Origin of the sequence: Bacillus sp. NPDC077411, from assembly GCF_044543425.1 — a bacterium.
In the GTDB taxonomy this organism is placed as follows: domain Bacteria; phylum Bacillota; class Bacilli; order Bacillales; family Bacillaceae_G; genus Bacillus_A; species Bacillus_A bruguierae.
In genome coordinates this window covers 37,141-56,627 of sequence record NZ_JBITWA010000010.1, presented here as the reverse complement: position 1 = coordinate 56,627, position 19,487 = coordinate 37,141, and the positions used below count along the sequence as shown (strand labels likewise).

18 protein-coding genes are annotated in these 19,487 nt (G+C 31.6%); 2 read left to right on the top strand and 16 right to left on the bottom strand.

The features are described 5' to 3' along the window. Nucleotides 1–1,123 precede the first annotated feature (1,123 nt). Nucleotides 1,124–3,976, top strand: coding sequence for a SpaA isopeptide-forming pilin-related protein (locus ACIGHG_RS14345; protein ID WP_396549033.1), 2,853 nt, complete (start codon nt 1,124–1,126; stop codon nt 3,974–3,976). A gap of 308 nt (nt 3,977–4,284) precedes the next feature. Here ACIGHG_RS14345 and ACIGHG_RS14340 read toward each other — a convergent pair whose 3' ends face one another. Both ACIGHG_RS14340 and ACIGHG_RS14335 read right to left on the bottom strand, forming a co-directional pair. Further along, entirely contained in the window at nt 4,285–5,100 is an 816-nt protein-coding gene (locus ACIGHG_RS14340) for a DUF3952 domain-containing protein (RefSeq protein WP_396549031.1), read from the bottom strand. A gap of 328 nt (nt 5,101–5,428) precedes the next feature. Next, nucleotides 5,429–6,271 (bottom strand): hypothetical protein, encoded by an 843-nt coding sequence (locus tag ACIGHG_RS14335; RefSeq protein WP_396549029.1) that lies wholly within the window; start codon nt 6,269–6,271, stop codon nt 5,429–5,431. Nucleotides 6,272–6,485: 214 nt separating this feature from the next. Between ACIGHG_RS14335 and ACIGHG_RS14330 the strand changes: the two genes are divergently transcribed. Next, complete coding sequence (locus ACIGHG_RS14330; protein ID WP_396549027.1) at nt 6,486–8,354, top strand: SpaA isopeptide-forming pilin-related protein; 1,869 nt, start codon at nt 6,486–6,488, stop codon at nt 8,352–8,354. Nucleotides 8,355–8,586: 232 nt separating this feature from the next. Here ACIGHG_RS14330 and ACIGHG_RS14325 read toward each other — a convergent pair whose 3' ends face one another. From ACIGHG_RS14325 to ACIGHG_RS14260, 14 genes are all read right to left on the bottom strand, one after another. Then, nucleotides 8,587–9,063, bottom strand: coding sequence for a hypothetical protein (locus tag ACIGHG_RS14325; RefSeq protein ID WP_396549025.1), 477 nt, complete (start codon nt 9,061–9,063; stop codon nt 8,587–8,589). Nucleotides 9,064–9,546: 483 nt separating this feature from the next. Then, nucleotides 9,547–9,996: an SUKH-3 domain-containing protein gene (locus ACIGHG_RS14320; protein WP_396549023.1), complete on the bottom strand. Its 450-nt coding sequence runs from the start codon at nt 9,994–9,996 to the stop codon at nt 9,547–9,549. A 467-nt stretch (nt 9,997–10,463) separates the two neighbouring features. Beyond that, on the bottom strand, nt 10,464–10,925 hold the full coding sequence (locus tag ACIGHG_RS14315) for a hypothetical protein (RefSeq protein ID WP_396549021.1): 462 nt from the start codon (nt 10,923–10,925) through the stop codon (nt 10,464–10,466). Nucleotides 10,926–11,011: 86 nt separating this feature from the next. After that, complete coding sequence (locus ACIGHG_RS14310; protein WP_396549019.1) at nt 11,012–11,452, bottom strand: SUKH-3 domain-containing protein; 441 nt, start codon at nt 11,450–11,452, stop codon at nt 11,012–11,014. A 123-nt stretch (nt 11,453–11,575) separates the two neighbouring features. Continuing rightward, entirely contained in the window at nt 11,576–12,088 is a 513-nt protein-coding gene (locus ACIGHG_RS14305; protein WP_396549017.1) for an Imm6 family immunity protein, read from the bottom strand. Nucleotides 12,089–12,217: 129 nt separating this feature from the next. Further along, nucleotides 12,218–12,553 carry a hypothetical protein gene (locus tag ACIGHG_RS14300; protein WP_396549015.1) on the bottom strand — a complete coding sequence of 112 codons (336 nt, stop codon included), beginning with the start codon at nt 12,551–12,553 and terminating at the stop codon, nt 12,218–12,220. A 53-nt stretch (nt 12,554–12,606) separates the two neighbouring features. Continuing rightward, nucleotides 12,607–12,987: a hypothetical protein gene (locus ACIGHG_RS14295; RefSeq protein WP_396549014.1), complete on the bottom strand. Its 381-nt coding sequence runs from the start codon at nt 12,985–12,987 to the stop codon at nt 12,607–12,609. 744 nt (nt 12,988–13,731) lie between these two features. Beyond that, the gene (locus ACIGHG_RS14290; protein WP_396549012.1) at nt 13,732–14,241 is read right to left on the bottom strand and encodes a hypothetical protein; all 510 of its coding nucleotides are present in this window, start codon (nt 14,239–14,241) and stop codon (nt 13,732–13,734) included. 621 nt (nt 14,242–14,862) lie between these two features. Beyond that, nucleotides 14,863–15,312: an SUKH-3 domain-containing protein gene (locus ACIGHG_RS14285; RefSeq protein ID WP_396549011.1), complete on the bottom strand. Its 450-nt coding sequence runs from the start codon at nt 15,310–15,312 to the stop codon at nt 14,863–14,865. A gap of 623 nt (nt 15,313–15,935) precedes the next feature. Next, the gene (locus ACIGHG_RS14280) at nt 15,936–16,385 is read right to left on the bottom strand and encodes an SUKH-3 domain-containing protein (protein ID WP_396549010.1); all 450 of its coding nucleotides are present in this window, start codon (nt 16,383–16,385) and stop codon (nt 15,936–15,938) included. An 11-nt stretch (nt 16,386–16,396) separates the two neighbouring features. Further along, a complete protein-coding gene (locus ACIGHG_RS14275; protein ID WP_396549008.1) occupies nt 16,397–18,145 on the bottom strand; it encodes a pre-toxin TG domain-containing protein in 1,749 nt (582 codons plus the stop codon). A 3-nt stretch (nt 18,146–18,148) separates the two neighbouring features. After that, nucleotides 18,149–18,469, bottom strand: a complete 321-nt coding sequence (locus tag ACIGHG_RS14270; RefSeq protein ID WP_396549006.1) for a hypothetical protein — start codon at nt 18,467–18,469, stop codon at nt 18,149–18,151. Then, nucleotides 18,462–19,181 (bottom strand): DUF5081 family protein, encoded by a 720-nt coding sequence (locus ACIGHG_RS14265; RefSeq protein WP_396549005.1) that lies wholly within the window; start codon nt 19,179–19,181, stop codon nt 18,462–18,464. Before ACIGHG_RS14265 ends, ACIGHG_RS14270 begins: the two co-directional genes overlap by 8 nt. A gap of 3 nt (nt 19,182–19,184) precedes the next feature. Next, a complete protein-coding gene (locus tag ACIGHG_RS14260) occupies nt 19,185–19,484 on the bottom strand; it encodes a WXG100 family type VII secretion target (protein ID WP_396549003.1) in 300 nt (99 codons plus the stop codon). Nucleotides 19,485–19,487 lie beyond the last annotated feature (3 nt).

Here is a 19,487-nt window from a genome sequence, read left to right as displayed (position 1 = left end):
TACTATTTTATTTCCCGCTAAACAATCTCAAACTTTCAAAAAAATGACAATTTTTACCCCCAAAAAGGACTATTCTTTTTCTACAATAGAATCTATAATAGAACACAGTATTATATATATTCATATTTTTCTATTTATTCATAAAGATACTTTTATGTACGAACAGCTCTATGTATAACCAAATACACAAAGTTTAACGTTGTTCAAAAGGATGCAACTAATAATACTACTTTCATTTTTACTAAATACTTGCATCTAAAACTTTCAAAAAAAGACTATTATTTTTCTACAATAGCATTTATAATAGAGCACAGGATTCTATATTTTTATATTTATTCATAAAGATTTTCTTTTATACACGAACATTTCTCTGTATAACCCAATACACAGGATGTAACGTTGTTCAAAAGGATGCAACTAATAATACTATTTTTATTTTTACTAAATACTTGCATCTAAAAATTTTTTAAAAAAGACTATTCTTTTTCTACAATAGCATTTATAATAGGACACAGTATTATATATATTCATTTTCATATTTTTATATTCATTCATAAGGATTTTTCTTTATGTACGAATAATTCTCTGTATAACCAAAAACACAGAGTTTAACGTTGTTCGAAAGAATAGAACTTATAGTATTATTTTAATTTTTATTAAATAACTATACCTTGAATTTTCAAAAAAATGACAAAATTTCATTAAAAAACACCTATTCTTTTTCTACAATAGAATCTATAATAAAAATAAGATTTTAGAAATACATATATTAGCATTAATTGAAATGTTTTACTTCTTATGTACCAGTAATTCTCTGTATAACCAAATATACAAAGTTTAACATTATTCAAACAGATGCAACTTATTAATACTATTTTCATTTTTATTAAATACTTATATCTGTAATTTTCGGAAAACTGACAAAATTCAACAAAAAATACCTATTCCCTTTTCTGAAATAACATTTATAATAGAGTTAAAATATTACAAATTTTCTAATTATTTAATCTTTTTTTGCGAAACTTTTATAGATATTCCAAGTAGTACTCTTTTACCAACAACAAGTGTAATAAAAACATAAGATTTTCTATACTAAATTTGATAAATGGCGGTGGATGAAGAAATGAAACAAAAAATGTTAGCAAAATGGTTTTCTATATTAAGTGTGCTTATTATATTGTTAGGAGTTTCTGTTCCACAAGCAAAAGCCGAGATTGTACATAAGGAAAAATATCAAATGAAGTGGAGTTATAGTAAATCAAAAAATCGAGAAATTAAAGCAGGAACTCTTAAAGGAGCATCAGGAAGTATCGAATATTGTTTATCATTAAACCTACCTTCTCCTAATGGACAGGATTTACCTGAAATGGGGAGAGCAACAGACGAGGTATATCGTGTACTACTAAACGGATATCCGCAAAAAAGTCCAGTGGAATTAGGTGTATCTACACCAGCGGAAGCACATTACGCAACTCAATTAGCTGTATGGATTGTTCTTGGACAATTACAAGTAGATGATTTAGTACCACAAAATCAACAGGTACATACTCTTATGAAACAGTTAGTTGAAAAATCTAAGCATGGGGCAGAATCTCAAAAAGTATTTTTCAATGTAACTTCTCCTGATTCACAAAACGTAAAACAAAATGGAGACTATTTAGAAACAGGTTTATATACAATTCAAACAAATGCAGTTTCTGGAACATATACAATTGAAGGTGAAAATGCACCTGCAGGAATTCAACTTTTAAATGAAAATGGGGAAAAGAAAACTACATTTTCTATTAATGAAAAATTTAAGATTCTAATTCCTAAAAATACAGCTAGCGGAGATTTCAAGTTCAAAATAAAATCAAACCTAACAAATTTACAGGCAATTACGTTTGATGGAAAACGAACTGTTCAAAATACAGCTACATTATCTCAAAGAAGTAAGGAAGAAGTGAGCACAGAGTTAGTAGTAAAATGGGAAACACTAGGATCTTTAAAAGTTATGAAATCCGATGAAAATAAACAGCCTTTAAAAGGTGCTATATTTGAAGTTTCCAATGAAAAAGGTGATATCAAACAAAATATTACTTCCGATGATACAGGTGTTGCTGAATTACATCAACTTCCTATCGGCACTTACATCGTAAAAGAAGTTCAAGCTCCTGAAGGATATGTGCTTGATCCTACAATTAAGAAAGTAGAAGTACAAACAAATGAAAATTCTTTATTAGAAGTGGAAAATAAACATATACAAGGTGAATTAGAAATCTCAAAAGTTGACTTTGCAGATCACAATAAGAAGCTTCCAAATGCTGAATTTACTATATACAATCAACAAGGTCAAGAAGTTGCCAAAGGTAGAACAGATGCAAACGGTCTTGTAACATTCAAACTACCTTATGGAACATATACATATAAAGAAACATTTGCTCCAGAAGGATACATACTTAGTGAAAATACTTTCTCTTTTGAAATAAAAGAAGATGGTCAAATTGTTAAACACGTAGTAGAAAATAAAGAGAATCCAACACCTGAGATACCAACACCTGAGGTACCAGAAGAAACGCTTGGATCTTTAAAAATTATGAAGTTCGATGAAAATAAAAAGCCTTTAAAAGGTGCTGTATTTGAAGTTTCCAATGAAAATGGTGATATTAAACAAAATATTACTTCTGATGATACCGGCGTTGCTGAATTACATCAACTTCCTATCGGCACTTACATCGTAAAAGAAGTTCAAGCTCCTGAAGGATATGTGCTTGATCCTACAATTAAAAAAGTGGAAGTACAAACAAATGAAACTGCTTTATTAGAAGTGGAAAATAAACATATACAAGGTGAACTACAAATCTCAAAAGTTGACTTTGCAGATCAAAATAAGAAACTCTCAAATACTGAGTTTACTATATATAACCAACAAAGTCAAGAAGTTTCCAAAGGTAAAACAGATGCAAATGGCATGATCACATTCAAACTACCTTACGGAACATATACATATAAAGAAACATTAGCTCCAGAGGGATACATACTTAGCGACAATACTTTCTCTTTTGAAATAAAAGAAGATGGTCAAATCGTTAAACATATTGTGAAAAATCAGAAGAAACCTATACTTGAGCAACCAAAAGAAACGCTAGGATCTTTAAAAATTATGAAGTTTGATGAAAACAAAAAACCTTTAAAAGGTGCTATATTTGAAGTTTCCAATGAAAAAGGTGATATCCAAAAACATATCGCATCCGATGATGCAGGTATTGCTGAATTACATCAACTTCCTATCGGTATTTACATTGTAAAAGAAGTTCAAGCTCCTGAAGGATATGTGCTTGATCCTACAATTAAAAAGGTTAACGTACAAACAAATGAAAACGCTTTATTAGAAGTGGAAAATAAACGTATACAAGGCGAACTACAAATCTCAAAAGTTGACTCTGCAGATGACAATAAAAAGCTGTCAAATGCTGAATTTACTATATACAATAAGCAAGGACAAGAAGTTGCCAAAGGTAAAACAGATGCAAATGGTGTTATCACATTTAAACTACCTTACGGAACATATACATATAAGGAAACATTAGCTCCAGAGGGATACATACTTAGTGAAAATACTTTCTCTTTTGAAATAAAAGAAGATGGTCAAATGATTAAACATACAGTGAAAAATCAGAAGAAACCAATATCCGAAGTACCAAATCAACCAAAAACTCCGGATAAAGAAATGACAACAAACGTACAACATGTAGAGAAAACAGTTCATGTAAAAAAACTAAATCAATCAGAAACTCTAAATAAAGAAATTAAACCAGACCCACAGCATGTAGAGAAAACAGTTGATACAAAAACACCGGACATGCAGCATATAGAAAAAACAGTTAGTAAGAATACAAAATCTTTACCATCTACAGGATCAGAATTTCCAATCTTACCTCTTTTAGGAATTGGATTTATCATGGCAGGAATTTACGTATTCAAAATGAGATACTAGAAAAATTACTTTTTTTAAGAAGAATTTTCTGAATCTTTCAAAGAATTCGATTTAAAAAATAAAAAGCAAATTCTATAATGATTTCTACTTATAAACAGAAATTTATCCCGCTATTTTGGGGCAGTAATACTGCCCGTAAAAGCCCAATTGGGAGGGCTAATAATCAGTGGGGGATGAAGAAAACCCCCATTGATTAAAGTTTTACTTTATAAGATCACATTACAATGCTTACATATTTCTTGCAGTACTAGTTACGAAATACAAAGTAAAGCCTCCCTCTTTCTCTATATAGGAAGGGGGAGGTCTGCTTAATTGTTATATTGTTTTTCATACTCTAAGTACTTTGTTTTCGCATTTTCAGTATTGTATTCTTTATTTCTAAAACTTACCGATATTTGTTGCCCATGTGATAACACCTTCCCCTCTTCATTTTTTTTGTCATAATCAATTACTATGTCTATGTTATCTATTTCCATAGGATTTTCTTTATAATCTTTAGCTTGAGTAAAATCCAAACTAATTATTGCACTTCCAAATTTATCATATTGCAATTGCAGTTTATTATTAATTATTTCCTGAAATTGTGATTCTGTTAAGCTATAGTAAACCCCTTTCGGCTCATCAAATCCGGCTCTATCATCTTTAGGTTTTAGTTTTCCAATTCCTTGTAAACGATCTATAATGAATTTCACAGTTGAAACATCTAGATTTTGGTTCGAACTTATCCCTTGTCCCTTTTTATACATAATATTTGTACTATAAACAGTTTCTTTTTTATAATTTTTATTTGTCCATACTTCCTTTTCATTCTCTATATCAGTAACAATGCTTTGCGTTGTGTCCCCATATAAACTTTTATCTTTCGTATTATATACACCTTCCGTAGTCTGATATATTATTCTACTGTGTGTTTCCTCTCCTTTTTTCTCATACGTACTATATATACCTCGTTCTTGCACATACGCATACCCATCATCACTCGGGGTCATGATTGTTTTCATATCCCCTTCATCTAACGCCTTTACTAATCTTTCATACTCAATTTTCGTTCCCCCTAAACTACATCCACCTAATAAAGTTGCTACTATTGTCATAACAAGCAGCACTTTAACTTTCTTTTTCATATAGCCACCTCTTTTGTTACTCTCTTGGCATTTTAAAATTGAAGATTTAATACTATTTTTAATTAGAATCTTTATCCTTCCTCCTCGTCCTAAATTTTTATCCCCCTTTCCTTCTTTATATATTTAATTTCGAATTCTGTAGGCCCTTGTTTTTCCCTTATTAAGTTCCCTTCTGCATCCCACTCATTTAATTTTTTTAATACCCATAATAAATACAATCGTTATTAATTTCCTGAATTCAATGAACAAGAAAATAGATACTCACCTGAGTACCTATTTTCTTGGCTATTTACCTTACATATAAAAAATAACAGCTAATTATAACAATCTATTTACTAGGAACCTGCGACAAACGTTTCTCATAATTTTTAGATAATAAAATATTGAGAAGGCCTAGCATATTATTTGTCTCTTGTCGCGCCTCCTCGTATGCTTGGGAAAAGGCTACTTTATTCTCTTTTGGGTTTTCTATGTTTGCTAACTTACTCCAACTTTTTTTCAGTTTATCATTCTTTTGAAATAGCCCTTGGTCTACTTCGCCTTGCGCAACAGGAGCCATATAATCAAATTCTCCACCTTTTCGCAAGTATGAAAGTGCCGCTGTAATCTCAGCAGTATTTGAAAAATCTCCCTTTCTTGCAGGAGCTTCTAGCACACGAAGTGCAGGAACTGATGCATATACTGCTTTTACAAGTGCCCTTTCTAAATTTGTTATTTCATCCCATGATTTATATTGAAAAGAAGGATTTTCTTTTACTGTCATAAACGCATATCCTTCTTTCACCAAATCCGGTGATAAATTTTCAAGTGGTTCTTCTGTACGAATGTTAACAACTGAATCACCATAATTAGATATATCAGTCACTCGACTATTTTCACTTGTAACACGGCGAATCGGATGATCCGTGTAAAGTATGTAGCCGCGTTTATCAATATGTTGCTGAAGTTCTTCTACTGTTGTTTGTATACCAATTTGTCCTTCTTCCTTCTTTTGTCCATCTTTCTTTTCTTTTTCTGTAGTGACTTTCTCTGTTTTATCAGATGTTACATGTTCTTTTTGAGACTCCGCTTTCTTCTCTACTGGCTTTACTACTTCTTTTTCCTCGCAAGCAGATAATGTTAATAATGCACCCGCTAACATTGTGTTTACTAATATTTTTTTATATTTCATACGAGCACCCCCCTCCATTATTATACATACTTGTCAAAAAAGAGGGGAGGCTTCTTTTTAGTAAAACTTCACATGATCTTCACGACATTTTTCTTTTTCAGAAAATTACAAAACTTTACAAAAAAACCACCTATTCTCTTTTTCGAACAACAAGTACAATGAAAATATAAGATTTTCTATCCATAAAATTTGATAAATGGTGGTGGAGAATGAAATGAAACAAAAGATGTTAGCACAATGGGTTTGCATGTTAAGTGTACTTATTATGTTGCTAGGAGTTTCTGTTCCACAAGTTAAAGCCGAAGTTATTCATCGTGAAAACTATCAAATGAATTGGAGTTATAGTAAATCAAAAGACAAAGAAATTAAAGCAGCATTATTCAAAACTGGATCAGGGAATGTCGCATATTGTTTAATACTAGGCCTACGTACCCCTAACGGTGAGGATTTACCAGAAATGGGGAAAGCAAGTGATCCAGTATATCGTATACTATTACATGGATATCCACAAAAAAGTCCTGCTGAATTAGGTGTATCTACCAAAGAAGAAGCACATTATGCCACCCAATTAGCGATATGGATTGCTATGGGACAATTACAAGTAGATGATTTAGTGCCCAAGAATCAAAACGTACACACTCTTATGAAACAATTAGTCGAAAAATCTAAAGATGAGTCAGAATCACAAAAGATTGTTTTCAATGTAACCCCTGCTGATCCCCAAACCGCAAAACAAAAGGGAGACTATTTAGAAACAGGTCTATATACAATTCAAACAAACGCAATTTCTGGAACATATACAGTTCAAACTGAAAATGCACCTCAAGGAACCCAAATCTTAAATGAAAATGGGGAAAAGAAAACTACATTTTCTATCAAGGAAAAATTTAAAATTTTAATTCCTAAAAATACACCTAGTGGAGATTTCAAATTCAGATTAAAATCAACATTAACAAATTTACAAGCCATTGCTTTTGATGGAGGAAAAATCGTTCAAAATGTAGGCGTATTATTACAAAGAAATAGCGAAAACATTAGTACAGATTTAGTCGTAAATTGGAAAACACTAGGATCTTTACAAATTATGAAATTAGGAGAAAAGAAACAACCTTTAAAAGGTGCTGTATTTGAAGTTTCAAGTGAAAAAGGTGATATCAAAAAAAATATCACTACAAATGATAAAGGCATTGCTAAATTGCATCAACTTCCTATTGGAACTTACATAGTAAAGGAAGTTCAGGCGCCTGATGGCTATATATTAGATGATACGGCTAAAAAAATTGAAGTAAAAACAGGTGAAACTGCTTTACTAGAAGTTAAAAATGAAAATATACTAGGACAACTAGAAGTATCAAAAGTTGACAGTGAAGATAACAACAAGAAACTTCCGAATGCTGAATTTACTATCTATGATACGCAAGGAAAAGAAGTTGCAAAAGGGAAAACCGATAAAAACGGCACTGCCACATTTAAACTTCCTTACGGCAAATACACCTATAAAGAAACTTTAGCTCCTGATGGCTATGCTCTTAACAAAGAAACTTTCTCTTTTGAAATTAAAGAAAGTGGGCAAATTATTAAACATACAGTGAACAATAAAAAGATTTCTGGAGAATTCATTATCTCAAAAGTTGACAGTGCAAATAACGACACGAAACTTCCGAATGCTGAGTTCACTATCTATGATATGCAAGGAAAAGAAGTTACAAAAGGGAAAACCGATAAAAACGGTACTGCCACATTTAAACTTCCTTACGGCAAATACACCTATAAAGAGACTTTAGCTCCTGATGGCTATGTTATTAACGAAGAAACCTTCTCTTTTGAAATTAAAGAAGATGGGCAAATTATTAAACATACAGTGAAGAATGAGAAAAAGCAACCATCAGGAACACCCACACCAAATCAACCACAAACTCCGAATAATGAAATTTCAACAAATACGAAGCTTATAGATAAGCCTATAAGTAAGAATAGAAGGTACCTTCCATCTACTGGAATGAAATTTCCGTCCTTACTTCTTTTCGGAATCGGATCTATTATTGCAGGAGGCTATCTGTTAAAAATGGGACGAAAAGTGTAAGGGAAACTATGATACTATATAAAAAAACAAAAGAAGATAATCAACTATATAGTAGGTGATTATCTTCTTTTCTCTTTCAATGAACTTTTTAATGCTCTAATATTTATTATACCTGCCTCCTAATTAACCATAACCCATCCAAGTTTTTTATTAAATTCAAGTTTTGTTGCTACATTGCCAATTTTTGAATCAATATAACTCTCCTCTAACAATTGCATATTCTTCTCATTTATTATTTCCTCCAATACACCACACTACTAGGTATTACTTTGTCGCAACCATTTATCAAATATCCTTGCCATCCATCTGGAATATACTCTCCATATGAACCCGGTTCTGTATAAAATGAATAAAATATATTTTTATCAAAATCAATATAAAATGTAGGTAAAATTTCACGAACATCATCTTCAGGTTGTTGTGCTAATCGAAATAGCTCATAATAACCTTTCAATTCATCATAACTCACCTTATATTTCTCTATTTTATTTTTATATATACCGTACTGTTCTTTTGTCAAAACATCAAATCCAGTTCTTTCGCCTTCAAATGAGCTTGTGTTTGTGTTATATCCACTTATTTCAAATGCTTCTTTCAATTTTCTTAAATCAAGAATCCATAATTCCTTATCTGAAACATAATATTCATATTCTTCATTATCTTTAACCAAAACAACTATATTCTCATAACCTTCAGGTTGTAGATACATATAAATACTCTCCTATTTCAATACTTTAGAATTCCATGCTAGTTATTTATTTTAAATTGGTGGAAATTCAAATGAAATGCTAGTAACCTCTGGTCTTGTTTTGAACAACTATTTTAGAAGTTGTAAAATCTTGATTTAATGGTGATTTCCTATCCCCATAACCATTTTCATGAAAACAATTATCTACTTCAAACCCATCTCCATTTCTAATGTTATTGAGGAAACATTGTGAATACTTATCTGTCATCACACTTAAAATCAAATTAGAATCCTTAATTAATCCATGTAGCATTCTATCATCACTAATTTGTATTAAATCAGCCCCTAAAAAAACTGCGCTGGTTTTTTCTCAAACACAGGTGAATTTTTTACAGGTGTTTTCTTCTCAATATTTAGTGAAAGGATTTCACTTCCCCCTCCTACTCACTGCTTGATTATAGTTATGCAGTAGGTTAAGACATAATTTCGCATTAAAAAATATTATTACCCTTTAAATTCCCCCCAAATCATTGTTCCTTTTTCAAGAATAATATTATCAAATGCCTCTAAAGCATTATCTCCCGCCCAACCTGTTGATTCAAATATTCTTCCTGATTCTGATATGTATAAATTTAATCCGAAATCACATAATGAACCTACAGGCATAACTTTTTCATCAATATAATCCTCTAAATCAAAAAACGAACTATTTAACACACCTATCACTTCCTTAATGCAAGTGCTATGTTCAGGTATTTGCTTAGACCCATCTGACCAAATCTTTTCAACATTGATTTGTAATTCTCCAAACTCCTCCATAAATTTTTTTGCACTTTCAAAAACCTCAAATCCTCTCTCTTCAAGAAACTTTACATTTTCTGATATGTCTATTTTTCTCCCCTCGTACCATCCCGCTTTTTTTAATTCTCCTATTGTCTTATTTGATATTTCCATTTTCATTCCTCCTAGTAATCGATGTTATAGAAATCCAAAAACGTTCTACTACAATTAGTATGAATTTCAGCAAAACCACCTGGCAAGTTTTCCGTTAATCATAAAATTATGATAGTGGTTGTAAACACATTGTTGGAAATGAAGATATTAGCAATATTTAATCATGTTTCTCTTTAACCTCTCATACTCTATGTCTACCTTTTCCATTTAATTTATTTTCCTATACTTGTCTGGACATTTTCCTTTCTTCTTTTAATTTTTGACATACAAAAAGCTCATCCCTTCTCCTCTTCAAGTTGGAACGAGCCTTTGAAATTTCATTAAGTATGTTTATCAGTTTTCTAACGTTTTGGTTGTTGGTTGTATTGTATAATCCCGCTTTCACGATGTGAACCTTTTATATCTTTAGAAGATATTTATTAGATCAGTTTAAACAAAATTCTTTAAAGACTCGACTGATGCATTCTTTAATTAATAGGAAAATTGTATCTTTCCAGAAACTTATCTAGTAATGTATCCTTATTAGATATAACATTTTTGATTTTTTTATAAGGTGTATCACCATACTCTTCTATAATTTGCTCATTCACGTCAAGCAAAACTTGTTTAACTTCTTGGTGTATGCTTTCTCGGCACCTTATCACAATTGCGTAGTACCAATCTTTTTTATTAAATTTAATCAAAATAAAACTTTTTGGTTCTTTAAGACTCTTTATTAAACGAATAATCTCTGTTTCAGATTCATAATCTTGTATGTGCTCCATCTTATTTTCTCTTGTTAAATCAACGGGAATTACCATTATTCCACCTATCTGCTCTACTAGTTCATCAGTATATTCGTTAGGAAACTCATATTCGTATTGCACTAAAAAATCTTGTCCCATATATCCTCTATCCTCAATAAAACTAATTTGTAATGATCCTACCATTTTTCAATTTATATATTCCCTAGAACATTAGTTTATTTATGTTTGTGCAGCAAGTTTTAATTAATAACTCCTATTATATATTATTATTAAAATATTTTAGGTACCTTAGGAAGGCATAAACACTCAAGCATCTCTTCTGTATTATCACCAAATTTAACTAAACATCCATCAGTATATCCATAGTATTTTTCGCTCGGTGTAATTAATAAAATTAAATTGCCTCTATCTGTTTCTCCAACTGGAATTACTTTTTCTCTAATTTCATCATTATGTTCTTCTGCTAAATCTTGAAAATATTTAACATCTAAACAATCTCCAACGGACCATTTAGGATTAAAGTGAATGTATTCTTCCATATCAAATGCTGGATTAGGGTATTGAAAAGTAATTTCTAGCATTGCAAATTCAGTTAGAAATTTTCCTGCCGTTTCAAATAAATCAATTCCTCTTTCCTTAAATAAATCTTTTATATCTTGTATATCAATCTTCCTACCTTCATACCATCCCGCATTTGTTAATCTTTCCATTATAATACCCGATAATTTCATAAAATCACTCTTCTTATTCCTTAGACTTCATAAATTCTTTAACTTCTTGCTTCTATATTTCCTCTAATAGATCAATTTCATTTTCAATCCAGTACCAACTAATTAATTATTATCTACCATTTTCATTATCTCTTCTTTAGTAATGGCCCCACTTTCCAAAGCACTATCAACAAGATAATTTTCTAATAAATAGTTTCTTAACGTTTCGATAGATTCAACATGAAAGAAACTAGTATCAGTTGCATTTTTAATTAAGCCTTCAATTAATTCATCCTTAATTATCTCAATTGCTTGAGGTACATACTTTGAATTTTCATTTTTATATGCTTGCCAAATAGTATAGGAAACAGCACCTACAAGAGCATACCAAATTTCAGCTCTATTCATATCATTTTCGTCTTCTGCAAATTCAGTTATATCATAACAATCCCTGCTATCAATTAATTCATATAAATCATCTGCTAATATACCTTTACACTCAATCCATTGCCAACACTTATCTAGTGCTTCTCTACCATACGTGTATTTTTCATCATTTTTATTTATTTTTTGAAACATCTTTTCTGCTATTATCAAATAAATTGTTGTTCTTGCTTCAATTGTAATTTGTTTCATAAACTTTATCATGTATATTCTTCACCACCCTGAATGGAGTCAATAAGAATACCTGCTACAAAATATTCTGCATTTGAGTCAATATAATTTAGCTATTATTACTGATAACTTCAATATTTTGAATCCATTTTATTTATTAAGCTTTGAATTTACATAATCTACATCCTCTTTTAATGCTTCAACTTCGTCCTCATTTATATTATGTAAAATATCATTTTGAATAAATAAATTATTCATTTGCTGTATCTCTTTTTCCAATGAATTTAACACACTTTTTTCATGCTTTGCTACTCTTGCAAGCACTGTACTGGATACTATTAAAGATTCAATATTATTTAACTTTAACTCACTATAAAACTCAATAAAACATCTTCCAGCTGATTGCCCAGCAGTATATTTTTCTTCTAAAATATTTTCATAAAATGTTTCTGTAACCAAGTATTTTAATTCATAATAATTCATCATTTTTAACAATCCTTAATTTAATTTATATATAATAACAACTTTAATATTGTAATTTAAACTAAAAACCATCCAATTAAATTCCTTGCTTTTTCAAGTTCTTTTAAGATTTCTTCTTTTTCTGACTCCTTAATTCTAGAAATCTTCTCTTCTAAACCATACTCTATTAATAAAAAAAACTCTTTATATTTTAAACATGATATCTCTTCTGGATAACCGGGAAATTCCATACTTAATACAACTTCATCCATCTCACATCTTTCAGAATCACCGTCGTCATAGGTACTGTAAGTAGCTATCATACAAACATCATCAAAAATAACTTCTTCTTTTGTTAAAATTACATTTATACATTTTATTATTCTTGATTTATTAATAAAAATCCCTCTAATAAAATTCTTATTCCATTCATCATCCATAATCTTTTTCTCGCTCATAAACATTCTCCTAACTACATACCTTAATCAAAACTTGTTACTTGGTAAAAATTTGTGAGTTTCCCATTCCTAAAATCCCCCATAAACTTCATTCCATTTGATGCTTTACCACAAATTAAGTATCCATCTAAATATCGATATTCAGCAAAAGGTTTTGGGGTTTCTCCTCTAACAATCTTTCCACATTTTACATCCGTTCTGTCAGCAAATCCTACGCCTTTTTCAAACTACCACCAAACAAATAATATTTTTTAGGAAGTAATTTATCAATCCTTCGATACATATACTACAAAATTATCCAAATTCAAGGACAAGTGTAGCATAGACCTTTTTACAATCTTTAAATTATCATTATCAATGGCTTCTAAAGACAATAAACCTAAAACAAATACCAGAGCACTAAAAAAAATCACTCATATAGAAAAAGAACCATTCCCATCTTCAATTATGTATGTGTTGAATTGCTCTACTATTATTATATTTATTCCTCTCTTTATTGCTTTTAAGTATTAAAAAAGACTAACAAAGAAATCATCATCCAATGTTAGTCCATATTTTCCGTATTTTAGGTTGTATCTAGATCGCAGTTTGATTACATGTAAAAAAGTTCATTCCTTCTTATCGTTCAAGTTAGAATAAGCCTTTGAAAATTTATCAAGTAATTAGCAAATTGTTGAACGTTTGGTTTGTTGGTTGTATTTTACAATCTTATCACCAAGGCTGTAAACGTAAATTATAGTCAGTTCAATTATTCTCAATATCAATATTGTCTAAATTTTCATCTGAAATATCAGCAGCTTGTAACTTTACATATCGTTCCCACCAATTGTCTATAGGAAATGCTCCAAATCCATAGTCTAAATAGATACCCTTATCAATTCTAAGAGTGCCTCCCCTTTCAAAGTACTTTATTAATGGCTCATAAACGTCTTGAAAATCACCGTTAAGTATCTTTCCATTCTCAACTAGGGCAACCCATTCTAAGTAACGCAGACAAATTGTTTTACATAATAAATTTGGTTTACCTGGCTCAGTAAAAATACTTGTAATAACATCCTCGAAATCCAGATTAATATCTAACACTTTTGCGGGGCTAAAAAATGGTCCACATTCAAATGGATAAACTTCTAAAAACAACGAGCCCCTTCTCAAATACTCAGCGATTAAAAGTTCACTAGATTTCTTTTTCACTTCAGAAGCTTCCCATGTAATCTGGGAAATACGAGTTATTGCCTGTTTCATTACATCATTCATATCATTCACTCCATTTAAGATTATTAAATTGAGCGACACTTTCCTTCTATTCACTCTGCCTTTTTTTCTGTCACTGTATCAATCTTTAATTTTACCTCAACAGAAGGATCCCTATATCATTTCGGAGCTTTCTCCACCCCCTTTATAGGTACGTTCTGTCCACTCTTCAAATTCTAGTTCTCAAAAAACTGCATCGTTTTCTCCTCAAGCCACTAGTTATTCTCTACAGATACGCCCCAAGCTGCTAGTGGTCGTAGCTTTGAATCTAGATTTTCTGCAGTTATTTTTTATGTTTGTGTATATCGTATCTATTTTTCTTGCTACATCCAAATACATTGTTATTACTCCTTTCAATTTCTTTGTATAAAAGTAGAACCAACGCTTCCTCCATTAGAAACATTGGTTCTATTCTTAGTTATAATATAAATTTATCTTTTCATTACATCTTTCATTTAGAGCAAAAGATGATTAAGTGACAAGGTATTTTAAAACTATTTTTTAGTTTCATCAACTTAAAACTCCTTTTTAATTTTACCTACCACTCTGCTCCCTTTCCCCTACTCACTGCTTAATTACAGTTACGCAGTAGGTTAGGACAGAATTTTGCATTGAAAAATATTATTATCCTTCAAATTTATCCCAAATCACTGTTCCTTTTGCAAGAATAATATTATCAAATGCCTCCATAATATCATCTCCTACCCATCCTATTGATTTAAATAATCTTCCTGATTCTGATATATATAAATTTAGCCCGAAATCATTTAGTGAACCTACAGGAATAACTTTCTCATCAATATAATCCTCTAAACCAAAAAACGAACTATTTAACACACCTATCACCTCCTTAATGCAAGTGGTATGTTCAGATATTTTCTTAGATCCATTTGGTCGAATCTTTTCAACATTGATTCGTAGTTCCCCAAACTCCTCCATAAACTTTTTTGCACTTTCAAAAACTTCAAATTCTCTTTCTTCAAGAAACTTTACATTTTCTGATATGTCTATTTTTCTACCCTCATACCATCCCGCTTTTTTTAATTCTTCTATTGTCTTATTTGATATTTCCATTTTCATTCCTCCTAGTAATCAATATTATAGAAATCCAAAAACGTTCTACTACAATTTCTACAAGGTTCAGCAAAACCACCTCGCAAGTTTTCTGTTCTAACGATAAAATTATCATATCTTGCGCCTTTTAATATTGCATCTCTTACGCTCCAAACTTCTGCATAATTATTGAATAATTACGTAGAAGCTTTATAGATTATTATTGAAATCAATTCCTTTAGTCGCTAAAAATTCTACGGAAGCTTTAGCGTCACCAACATAGCTTTCAATTGTTTTAGGGCACTTATCATCCTCAATTAGACTTATCTTAAAATCTTCAATTATTTAATAGATTGTTATTACTCCTTTCAATTTCTTTGTATAAAAATAGAACCAACGCTTCTTTCATTAGAAACATTGGTCCTATTCTTAGTTATAATATAAATTTATTTTTTCTTTTCATTACATCTTTCATTTGGAGCAAAAGGTGATTAAATGGCAGAGTATTTTAAAACTATTTTTTAGTTTCATCAACTTTAAATTACTTTTTAATTTTATCTACCACTCTGCTCCCTTTCCCCTACTCACTGTTTAATTACAGTTATGCAGTAGGTTAGGGCATAATTTTGCATAAAAAAATATTATTACCCTTTAAATTTACTCCAAATCACTGTTTCTTTTTCAAGAATAACATTTTCAAGTGCCTCCAAAACATTATCTCCTACCCATCCTATTGATTTAAACATTCTTCCTGATTCTGATATGTATAAATTTATCTCAAAGTTATAGAGTGAACCTATAGGAATAACTTTTTCATCAATATAATCCTCTAAACCAAAAAACGAACTATTTAACACACCTATTATTTCCTTAATGCAAGTGGTATGTTTAGATATTTTCTTAGACCCATCTGAACGAATCTTTTCAACATTGATTCGTAATTCTCCAAACTCCTCCATAAATTTTTTTGCACTTTCAAAAACCTCAAATCCTCTTTCTTCAAGAAACTTTACAGTTTCTGATATGTCTATTTTTCTCCCCTCATACCATCCCGCTTTTTTTAATTCTTCTATTGTCTTATTTGATATTTCCATTTTCATTCCTCCTAGTAATCAATGTTATAGAAATCCAAAAACGTTCTACTACAATTATCACAAGGTTCAGCAAAACCACCTTGCAAGTTTTCCGTTCTAACGATAAAATTATCATATCTTGCGCCTTTTAATATCGCATCTCTTGCGCTCCAAATTTCTGCACAATTATCAACATTCCAATCATATTCAAAACTCGGTTCGTCATATCGGTTAAGTTCTGTTGCCTCATCCTTAACCCTATCAATACTGGCTCTTAATTTAGCCATATCTTCTCTTATAAACTCTTTATTTTTTCCAATAAAAAAGCTATCAGGTAAACTATCTATATACTCTTCCGATAATAGACTTCTATAATACTTAGTGTAATCTTCGGGTATTTTACAAAATTCTCTAGGATCAATCCCTCTATGATCAATTACAGTTGGATTATACTGCCAATTTCCACTACCTGCGATGCCTTTCAAAGATGGATTTTCCGTATCCATAATAACACAAATTTTGCTCATATTCTTTACATCTTTCCTTTTTAATAAATCTTTTCTAAGGTTACTTAAGTCAGTTATCATTGTTTCTCTAGAATTTTGCAAATTGAGTTGCTTTAGCCAATCAACTCCAGTAACCTCCCCTGTAGGAAGCTTCTGCCCACCCTTCAAATTCAACCCATCAAAAAACTCCGCCGATTTCTTCTCAGACACTGGCGCATTTTCCACAGGTGTTTTCTTCTCTATATTAAGAGAAAGATTGTCGAATTTCTCTCCAGATAATCTGTCCACATTTTGCGCTCGTTCTGTAATAAGATTATCAGCTTGCTTCAAACGAGATCCGCCTTCTTCTAACCCGACTTTGGAAGCACCTTTAATCGTTGTCGTACTAACACCTGATTTTAAGCCTGTTGTGACATTTCCAAAAGCATGCAATCCTTTTGCAATAGGTGCTACATCTACGAATCCCAACACACCTCGTAACCAGCGTTCGTTTGTGTCAAGTTTCCTTCCTGTCAACCAATCTTTTCCCGTTACTGCACTGGAGACTTCCATTACACCAACACTCGCTGTAAAGGCAAATAATGCTGCACCAGCTGGTGGAAAGAACACTGTGGCACCAGCTAAGAATAGCGTCGTGCCCAGTATCCCCACATCTCGCCAAAATTCCTTATGTTCTTGTTTATCTTCGATTGATTCATAGTTAAATGCGCGGCTGTTTAATCTTCTCTGTTGATAGGTCTCATAGGACATATTTTCTTTCGGATTCTCTTTCTTATATGCGTCAAACTCTGCCTTTAAACTGGTCATAAAAAAGTTATTGGAAGAGAAAATATCACTTACTTTGATCTTGTCTTTTATGTGCTCCGCTGTTTGCCCATATGAGCCTGTTATAATTGTTTCTTTGGCACCAATGGTGTTACTAGTTTCATATTTATCAATCGTTAAATCTCGCATCGCTACTGCGAAGGCATCCATATCTTCATAAAACGGCTGGTCGATTTCAGTATCGATAAGCTCGCCTACTTTGCCGCTAAAATTATGGAGCACCTCGTAATCTTTTTGTAATTCCTGATATTTTCCTTTTTGACTCTTATACGGAAGGTGGACGACCTTGTCCTCATCGTTCCTCATAATAGAACCTGTTGCTTTTTCTATTATAGTATCTAGTTTTTTTAGATTTTCAATAGCACCTTTGCTCAACCAACCTGAACCGACTAATTCACCTATTCCCTCTTTTGTTTTCTCCCAGTCCTCAGGGATATACTTCACATCCATGGCCTATCCCCCAATTTTCCTGATAATTTCTTGTGCCAATTGTTCATCTGTTGCCATCATTGATTGTAACGTATAGGCAACTAGCGACATGATGCGCTCATAATGATCTCCGATTTCCATCGTTTTATTCAAGATATGCTCGTATTCCTTTACAACTGGTGTTGCCTTTCCATCTTTATAATATTTAAGTTGCTGGATGTTATGACTGTTAGCCTGAATCTCGCTTCTAAATGTGCCAAGTATTTCTTCTAAATACTTATAAATCGTCGTCATTTCATCCACATTCATTTGAATGCTTTGATCACCAGGTGCAACATTAGCCATGTACTGCTTCCTCCTTTGCATAAGGAATTTCCAATTCATCAAACAGAAGTTTCAACAACCAAAATTGACTTACATATAAATATTGTTCTTTTACTAGATCAATAGCCGCTACTCTTTGATTAGATTCTAAGCAAAGCCATTGTTGGTAGTAGCGCGGGTTAGACTGTAATCGTGGTTCTTCTGTTAGGTGAAACAGCTCTATATTGATACCGGTATCTGATAATGAACGTTCCTCTAGCTGTTTTCTTTCCTGGTCAGACGCTTTGCGCGTGAGTTCTTTGTATTCCTCTTCTTCCGGTTCCCGTAATAGTATAGGGAAATGTTCAAGTAACATGTTTAGTACAATTACTTTTGATAAAACATGTAATTGGTATTGCCTGTGAGGCACAACTTCAACTAACACAACCAATTCGTTTGCATTCTCTTCCAAGAATGCAAACATAAATTGATTTAGTCGTACATATTTGCGGCTGTTATAATAAGCCTGCAATGCTTGAACAACAACGGCTCCACCGTCTGTTATTTTCCCGTCTATAGTTAATATTTCTTTTTCGATTAATTTTTGTTTTGCTTGTTCCATTACATCTTGACCCTTCATGATCAGTACTTCTTTTGGATCTAGACCGAACACGACGTTAGCTTCAAATGCACTTGCTAGTAAGTATAATTCTTCTGTACTGAAGGTATCCTTAATTATTTGTGAATCTATCATGAGTTATAAACTCCTCACTTTCCTCACATCTGCTGTCTCTTCAAAATTCTGCATGTACTTGTTTAAGTTTTCTAGGGCCTTCGTATGCTTTTCTATAACTTTATTCATATCTTTGTGATATTGCGTAATTAAATCTAAATAAGCTTCAAATGATTTTCGCGAGCTGCCGCTCCATTTTGCTGATTTCACATAACTTTTCAAATCATTACTTTTATCATAGGATGTATGTAACGCCTCTTGAATTACTTTGGAATATTGAATGGCTTGCTGCAGGTCGCTATCAATAATCTCAACTTTTCCCATCTT

Bases quoted from the DNA above. Each gene is read 5' to 3' on its own strand.
- ACIGHG_RS14345 (WP_396549033.1), top strand. From the start codon at position 1,124: ATGAAACAAAAAATGTTAGCAAAATGGTTTTCTATATTAAGTGTGCTT.
- ACIGHG_RS14340 (WP_396549031.1), bottom strand. From the start codon at position 5,100: ATGAAAAAGAAAGTTAAAGTGCTGCTTGTTATGACAATAGTAGCAACT.
- ACIGHG_RS14335 (WP_396549029.1), bottom strand. From the start codon at position 6,271: ATGAAATATAAAAAAATATTAGTAAACACAATGTTAGCGGGTGCATTA.
- ACIGHG_RS14330 (WP_396549027.1), top strand. From the start codon at position 6,486: ATGAAACAAAAGATGTTAGCACAATGGGTTTGCATGTTAAGTGTACTT.
- ACIGHG_RS14325 (WP_396549025.1), bottom strand. From the start codon at position 9,063: ATGTATCTACAACCTGAAGGTTATGAGAATATAGTTGTTTTGGTTAAA.
- ACIGHG_RS14320 (WP_396549023.1), bottom strand. From the start codon at position 9,996: ATGGAAATATCAAATAAGACAATAGGAGAATTAAAAAAAGCGGGATGG.
- ACIGHG_RS14315 (WP_396549021.1), bottom strand. From the start codon at position 10,925: ATGGTAGGATCATTACAAATTAGTTTTATTGAGGATAGAGGATATATG.
- ACIGHG_RS14310 (WP_396549019.1), bottom strand. From the start codon at position 11,452: ATGGAAAGATTAACAAATGCGGGATGGTATGAAGGTAGGAAGATTGAT.
- ACIGHG_RS14305 (WP_396549017.1), bottom strand. From the start codon at position 12,088: ATGAAACAAATTACAATTGAAGCAAGAACAACAATTTATTTGATAATA.
- ACIGHG_RS14300 (WP_396549015.1), bottom strand. From the start codon at position 12,553: ATGATGAATTATTATGAATTAAAATACTTGGTTACAGAAACATTTTAT.
- ACIGHG_RS14295 (WP_396549014.1), bottom strand. From the start codon at position 12,987: ATGAGCGAGAAAAAGATTATGGATGATGAATGGAATAAGAATTTTATT.
- ACIGHG_RS14290 (WP_396549012.1), bottom strand. From the start codon at position 14,241: ATGAATGATGTAATGAAACAGGCAATAACTCGTATTTCCCAGATTACA.
- ACIGHG_RS14285 (WP_396549011.1), bottom strand. From the start codon at position 15,312: ATGGAAATATCAAATAAGACAATAGAAGAATTAAAAAAAGCGGGATGG.
- ACIGHG_RS14280 (WP_396549010.1), bottom strand. From the start codon at position 16,385: ATGGAAATATCAAATAAGACAATAGAAGAATTAAAAAAAGCGGGATGG.
- ACIGHG_RS14275 (WP_396549008.1), bottom strand. From the start codon at position 18,145: ATGGATGTGAAGTATATCCCTGAGGACTGGGAGAAAACAAAAGAGGGA.
- ACIGHG_RS14270 (WP_396549006.1), bottom strand. From the start codon at position 18,469: ATGGCTAATGTTGCACCTGGTGATCAAAGCATTCAAATGAATGTGGAT.
- ACIGHG_RS14265 (WP_396549005.1), bottom strand. From the start codon at position 19,181: ATGATAGATTCACAAATAATTAAGGATACCTTCAGTACAGAAGAATTA.
- ACIGHG_RS14260 (WP_396549003.1), bottom strand. From the start codon at position 19,484: ATGGGAAAAGTTGAGATTATTGATAGCGACCTGCAGCAAGCCATTCAA.